This window comes from Paenibacillus ginsengihumi DSM 21568 (assembly GCF_000380965.1).
GTDB lineage: Bacteria > Bacillota > Bacilli > Paenibacillales > NBRC-103111 > Paenibacillus_G > Paenibacillus_G ginsengihumi.
Genome location: NZ_KB905560.1, coordinates 92137 through 99090 on the forward strand (window position 1 = coordinate 92137; position 6954 = coordinate 99090).

Sequence of the window (6954 nt, forward strand, 5' to 3'; positions counted from 1 at the left end):
TACACAGTTATCGAGAAAAACGAGCAGTGCACCGTCTCGGCTGTCAATAAGGGAAAACGGTCCGCAAGATAAAATAAGGAAGACTTCGCGATGATTGGTCCTCTTCAAAAGGGGACCGATTTTGTTTTTGTACGCCTATAACGAGCGTATCGTTTTTGCCATCGGTCTTCACCTGCGGTGTTGAAAATTCAGCTCGTGAATGCCGCCGGTTTCAAGACGGATGCCTCGACGAGCGGTGTATCGCTTTCGCCATCGGCCGTCGCCTGCGGAACTGCAGCCCTGAGAAAAGGTGTTGACAGCGAGAATCATTATCAATTAAACTCAATTTGACGAGAATGAGAATCATTATCATATATGGAGGGTTTGGAATCATGAGAAGGACGCGACGACTTGAGCTTCATTTCGCACGGCGCTCCAAGCTGTGGGTTATTGCCGCATTATGCACGGCGTTCGCGCTGACAGGCTGCGCCGGAGGGAGCGGAAAGACGGCCGGCACAGGCGTATCGAACGCAAAGCCGAGCGGCGCAGAAGCCGTCAGCGCGGCGGCTGCGCCTGCACTCAGAGAAGTGACGGTGAAGGACCTGATCGGCCAGGAAGTCACGTTCAGCGAGGTTCCCTCCCGCATTGCCGTGCTGAGCGGAGCCGATTTGAACACGGTGTACAAGCTGGGAGGGACGGTTGTCGGCCGGCCGACAACCAAAAATCCGGTGGAGCCGAAGGAGGCGGAGGCGGCGGAGCAAATCGGTACGACTCATGGCGTTAACCTGGAGAAGCTGGCGCTGCTCAAGCCGGACGTTGTCATTGCCACCGCGGGACTCGGCCAGAAGGATGCCGAGGCGATCGAGTCGCTGGGGACGAAGCTGCTGTTCACAAGCGGCTATTCCGTAGATGAAGTGAAGCGGTCGATTTTGCTCCTTGGCCGGATGATGCGCAAGGACGAGAAGGCTGCTGAAATGGTAAAGGAGATCGACGCGAAGCTGGCGCAAATTCAGGCGGATATGTCCGGAAAAACCGCTCCCAGGGGGCTCGTGATCTTCGGTTCGCCCGCATCGCTGCAAATCGCCCTGCCGACCTCGCTGTCCGGCGATCTGCTGGCCAAGGCCGGCGGCGTGAATGTCGCGGCGGACTATCCCGGATTGGAAAAATCGGGCGGGAGGTATGCCCAGCTGAGCGCCGAGCGCATCATTGAGTCCGACCCGGACGCGATCTATCTCGTGGCTCATGGCGATCCACAGCAGGTGCAGGCGGCTTTCGAGAAGGAGATGTCTGGCAACCCGGCATGGTCCAATCTGCGCGCGGTCAAAGAGAATCGGCTGCTGGTGCTGCCCAGCGATTTGTTCAGCGCCAACCCGGGCCCGAAGGTTGTCGAGGCGCTCGATTATTTACATAAGCACATTGCGGAAACGGCGGCGCAGCTGCAATGAGCGCGGGCGGCGAGACAACCTCGGCGGTTCCCGCTGCAGAGGCGGATGGCCGCCTGCCCGGCGGTTCGGCTAGCGGCGCTTCGTCCGCTTCATCCGCTTCGTTCGCTTCGTCCGGTTCGGCAGCCGCCGGGCCAGCCGGGGCCGCCGGCCGGCACGAGCATTCCGGCGAGGGGCGCGCCTGGCGGCGGCGCATCGCTCTCGTCGCGGCGCCGCTGCTAATGGCCGCCGCAGCCTTATACGGCCTGACGACTGGCGCGGTAGGTATCCCGGCGCGGGAGCTGTATGCCGCCCTGGCCGGCAGCGGCGATTCGGCATATGAGCAAATTTTATGGAATTTGCGCATTCCACGGGTAGCCATCGGCGCTTTGGTCGGCATGTGCCTGGCGATTGCCGGCTGCCTGCTGCAGGGGGTCATGCGCAACCCGCTGGCCGATCCGGGCCTGATCGGCGTATCGTCCGGGGCTGGGCTTGCGGCGATCGTCATCATGATTATATTTCCGCAGCTGATGCCGCTCGTTCCGCTCGCCGCTTTTGCGGGCGCGATCGGCGCTGTATTCGTCACATACAGCCTGGCCTGGAAGGGCGGAGCTTCGGCGATGCGCCTCGTGCTGTCCGGCGTGGCGATCAATGCGCTCATCGGAGCGGTCACCTCGGCCATCATGCTGCTGTACAGCGAGCGCGTGCAGGCGGTGCTGCCGTGGCTGATCGGCGGCCTGGGCGGGAGGAGCTGGAAGCATCTGGAGATGATGCTTCCTTACGCGATCGTCGGGCTCGCGCTGGCGGCGTTCGCCATCAAGCCGGCCAACGTCATGCTGCTCGGCGACGATACCGCGAAGCTGCTCGGCCATCCGGTGGAGGCGAGCCGGCTGTTTCTCGTCGCCGTCGCCACGCTGCTGGCCGGCACGGCCGTCAGCGTAGCCGGACTGCTCGGCTTCGTCGGGCTCGTCGTGCCGCATATCGCGCGCATGATCGTCGGCACGAATTACGCGTATTTTTTGCCGGTGTCGGCGTTCGGCGGGGCGTTCCTCACCGTCCTCGCCGATACGGCGGCGCGCAGCTGGTTCGATCCCATCGAGCTGCCTGTCGGCATTTTGCTCGCTTTTTTGGGCGCGCCGTTTTTCCTGTATTTGCTGCGCAAGGGAGGAATCCGCAGTGGCCAGCCTGCTTGAAGCCGAGCGGCTCCATTATACGCATTCCCGGCAGTTCGCGATGACGGACTTGTCCGTTTCGCTGCGCGAAGGGGAAATCGTCAGCATCATCGGGCCGAACGGCTCCGGCAAGTCGACGCTGTTGAAGCTGCTTGCCCGCCTGCTGCGCCCCGGTGCGGGAGCCGTCCGCCTGTGCGGCCGGGACATCGCCGCCATGAGCGGGCGGGAGACAGCCCGCCTGCTTGCGATGCTGTCCCAGACGAACGACGCCGCTCTGGACATCAGCGTGCGCGAGCTTGTCCGCTTCGGCCGCCACCCGCATAAAGGCTGGTTCGAGACCGATTCCGAGACGGATGCGGCCTGCGTGGAATGGGCGATGAAAGCGACCGGCGTGCTGCCGTACGCCGAGCGCGGGCTGCAGACGCTCTCCGGGGGAGAGCGTCAGCGAGCCTGGCTGGCCATGGCCGTTGCCCAGCAGCCGAAGCTGCTGCTGCTGGACGAGCCGACGACGTATCTGGACATCGCCCATCAGCTCGATTTGATGGAGCTGGTGAAGCAGCTCAACCGCGAGCATGGCATGACGGTGGCGATGGTGCTGCACGACATCAATCAGGCCGCCAAATACAGCGACCGGCTCATCGTGATGCAGGACGGCCGCATTGCCTGCGACGGCCCGCCGGCCGAGGTGCTGACGGAGGAGCTGTTCCGGCGCGTCTTCCGGATTCGCGCTACCGTGAGCTGCGATCGCGGGTATCCGGTATTTACGGCTGAAGAAAGCTTGCAGCCGCACGCATAACCAAAACTTGACTTGCAGGCGCAAGCCGCAGAAAGGAGCAACGAATGTTTGTCGTAGCCAATCATTTCAAGGTACGAAAAGGAGAAGGGGACTATTTGGTGGAGCGCTTCGGACAGCCGAAGGCGGTCGCGACGATGCCCGGCTTTATTTCGCTGGAGCTGCTGCGCTGCACGGAGCACGAGGAATACGACGAATACATTGCCCGCACCACCTGGGAGAGCCGCGAGGCGCACGCGAACTGGATGCAGAGCGAGCAGTTCGCCGCCGCCCATCAAAACCGCTCGAACCGGGGCGCGATCCTCGAATCCCGCATCACGCGCCACGACGTGCTGGCCCGGGTGACACCCGCCCCGGCGAGCCCTGCGGATAAAGCGCAATAAAACCGCGCGTGAACGCCCCGGCGGTCCCGACCTTCCCTCCAAATGGAAGCGGTCAGCTGGCCGGGGCGAACATCGGACGCGCTCTCCAGTTCGTTACCATCACGGACTCTCCGTTTCCAGAACACCTCCCCTCGCGAGCTTTCCATAAGTAGGGGCAGACCTAGCCAAGCAGCCGCCGCCATCGGACGATTGGCGAGCTTTCCATGAATAAGGGGCAGACCGCTTCTTGCCGAGGCGGTTCTTTTTTTGTCTGGCTTTAAAAAGATGGCTCCTGCTTCATTGTAATCGCGCCCGCTCCTGCGTATGATCACCCTGCACGTATTTGGCCACCGCTTTACATGCCCTTTCTAAAGACGAACAATACAAGTTGATTCCCTGAACATCGTTCATTTTATTGCAGTTTATTTTGCGTTATGAAAAATAACACATGATCCTTAGGAGGGACAATTTATTTTGTATTCATATGTTATGTTTTTGTCATGTTCAAAAATTGGATTTACTCATTACACGAACGATATCTTTGGATTTCATTGATAATATTCGGTTTTTGGTGAGCATAAATCTGAAAAAATATAAGAAAATCACAAAAAAAGGATTGAAATATCCGTCATCCTCGATTAATGTATGTAATAGAACATGTTAAGTAATGTTACTCGGTTTGTTTTGTGTGTAACATAATATTACACAAAAAGGGTGAACGTGATGAAGAAAAGGCTTGTGCTAGTAGGAAACGGCATGGCCGGCATGAATGCAGTCGAGCAGCTGCTCAAGCTGGCCCCGAACCGGTATGAGATTACAGTTTTCGGCAGCGAGCCGCATCCGAACTACAACCGGATTTTGCTGTCGTCGGTGCTGGCGGGCGACGCTTCCATGAACGATATCGTCATTCACGATTGGGATTGGTACAAGAGCAACGGCATTACGCTGCATGCGGGCCATACGGTCAGCGAGATCGATCCCGCAAAGCGGACCGTGCGCACCGACAGCGGCATCGTTCAGCCGTATGACGAGCTGATTTTGGCCACCGGCTCGCTGCCGTTCATGCTGCCGCTCCCCGGAGCGGACAAGGAAGGTGTCATCGCGTTCCGCGACATCAAGGATTGCGAGACGATGATCGAGACGGCCAAGAAGTACAGGAAGGCGGTCGTCATCGGCGGCGGGCTGCTCGGGCTGGAGGCGGCGCGCGGGCTGCTCAATCTGAACATGCAGGTTTCCGTCGTGCACATCTACAAATATTTGATGGAGCGGCAGCTTGACGAGACGGCGGCGCATTTGCTGCAGAAAGAACTGGAAGCGCAGGGCATGAAATTTTTGCTGGAGAAAAATACCGATTCCATCTTGGGCCGCAAACGCGTCACCGGCGTCCGGTTCAAGGACGGCAGCGAAGTCGAGGCCGATCTCGTGGTGATGGCTGTCGGGATTCGCCCGAACGTCGCGCTGGCGAAAAACAGCGGCATCGAGGTCAACCGGGGCATCGTCGTGAACGATTATATGGAGACGAACGTGCCGAATGTCTATGCCGTCGGGGAATGCGCCGAGCACCGCGGCATCGCTTACGGGCTGGTGGCGCCGCTGTACGAGCAGGGGGCCGAGCTGGCGAAGCGGTTGGCCGGCGTAGCCTCGGAAGGGTATCAGGGCTCGGTCGTATCGACGAAGCTGAAGGTGTCGGGCGTCAACGTATTTTCCGCCGGGCAGTTCACGGATGAGCCGGGAACGAGGGCGGTGCGCGTGCAGGACGACTTCGACGGGGTGTATAAAAAGGTCGTTATCCGCGACGGCAAGGTGATCGGCGCCGTATTGTTCGGCGACACGAGCGATGGCTCGCGGCTGTTCTCGATGATTCGCAGCGGCGAGGACGTTGCGGGCAAGGAGAAGCAGGTGCTGCTGGGAGACGCCGCCGTGGGTAAGCCGGCATCCGGCATCGACTATGTGGCCGCGATGGCCGACGGCGATATCGTCTGCGGCTGCAACGGGGTGACCAAGGGCGCGATCGTCGAGGCGATTCGGGAAAAGGGCTGCGCCAGCGTGAACGACGTCAAGGCGTGCACGAAGGCTTCGGGCTCGTGCGGCGGCTGCAAGCCGCTGGTCGCCGATCTGCTGACGCTCACCCTGGGCGACGGCGTGAAGACCGTCAAGGAAGGCATTTGCGGCTGCACCGAGCTGAACCGGGACGAGGTGGTGGCGGCGATCCGCTCCATGCATTTGACGACATCCAAGGAAGTCATGAACGTGCTGGGATGGAAGACGGAGGAAGGCTGCTCCAAATGCCGTCCGGCGCTGAACTATTACTTGGGCATGGTATGGCCTGCCGAGCATGAGGACGAGAGGGAATCGCGTTTTGTCAACGAGCGCAATCACGCCAACATTCAGAAGGACGGCACGTATTCCGTCGTTCCGCGGATTTATGGCGGCGTCACCTCGCCGGCGGAGCTGAAGCGCATCGCCGAGGTTGCCGAGAAGTACGACGTGCCGATGGTGAAACTCACCGGCGGCCAGCGAATCGACCTGCTTGGCGTGAAGAAGGAGGATTTGCCGCGCATGTGGGCCGATCTCGACATGCCTTCAGGCTACGCTTACGGCAAGGCGCTGCGTACGGTCAAGACGTGCGTCGGCTCCACGTTTTGCCGGTTCGGCACGCAGGACTCGATCAAGATGGGCATCGCTCTCGAGAAGAAGTTCGAGCGGCTGAACACGCCCGCCAAGGTGAAGCTGGCCGTATCGGGATGCCCGCGCAACTGCGCGGAATCGACCGTCAAGGACTTCGGCGTCATCGCGATCGACGGCGGCTGGGAGCTGTACGTCGGCGGCAACGGCGGCGTGAAGGTTAGGGCGTCCGATCTGCTCTGCAAGGTGAAGACAGAAGAAGAAGTGATCGAATGGGCCGGCGCCTTCCTGCAATATTACCGCGAGCAGGCGCGCTGGAACGAGCGCACCAGCGAGTGGGTGCAGCGCGTCGGACTCGATACGATCAAGCAGGCGCTGGAGAAGAAGGAAGACCGGAAAGCGCTCGTACAGCGGATTGAGGAGACGTTGAGCCTGACTCGGGACCCGTGGAAGGAAATCATCGAGAAGGATCAGCTCCGCGCCACGTTCGAGCAGCTGGGCGTGCGCGAGACGACGGCCGTCAACTGACCGGATCGGTCAAGGCATGCATGAGGCCACGGCCGCCAACTGACCGAATCGGTCAGGCGTGCGCGAGACGATGC

The 6954-nt window shown here is 60.5% G+C and carries 5 protein-coding genes; all 5 read left to right on the forward strand.

The genetic code is table 11. From position 1 onward, the window contains the following. Positions 1–371 precede the first annotated feature (371 nt). The 5 genes from F591_RS0109545 (at position 372) to nirB (ending at position 6880) form a co-directional block, all read left to right on the forward strand. Complete coding sequence (locus F591_RS0109545) at positions 372–1424, forward strand: ABC transporter substrate-binding protein (protein WP_019534372.1); 1053 nt, start codon at positions 372–374, stop codon at positions 1422–1424. Further along, the gene (locus tag F591_RS0109550; RefSeq protein ID WP_019534373.1) at positions 1421–2593 is read left to right on the forward strand and encodes a FecCD family ABC transporter permease; all 1173 of its coding nucleotides are present in this window, start codon (positions 1421–1423) and stop codon (positions 2591–2593) included. Before F591_RS0109545 ends, F591_RS0109550 begins: the two co-directional genes overlap by 4 nt. Next, on the forward strand, positions 2577–3368 hold the full coding sequence (locus tag F591_RS27715) for an ABC transporter ATP-binding protein (RefSeq protein WP_019534374.1): 792 nt from the start codon (positions 2577–2579) through the stop codon (positions 3366–3368). The genes F591_RS0109550 and F591_RS27715 overlap by 17 nt, the downstream gene beginning before the upstream one ends. Before the next feature lie 44 nt (positions 3369–3412). After that, on the forward strand, positions 3413–3748 hold the full coding sequence (locus F591_RS27720) for an antibiotic biosynthesis monooxygenase family protein (RefSeq protein WP_019534375.1): 336 nt from the start codon (positions 3413–3415) through the stop codon (positions 3746–3748). A 702-nt stretch (positions 3749–4450) separates the two neighbouring features. After that, positions 4451–6880: a nitrite reductase large subunit NirB gene (gene nirB, locus F591_RS0109565; protein WP_019534376.1), complete on the forward strand. Its 2430-nt coding sequence runs from the start codon at positions 4451–4453 to the stop codon at positions 6878–6880. The last annotated feature ends 74 nt before the right edge of the window (positions 6881–6954 follow it).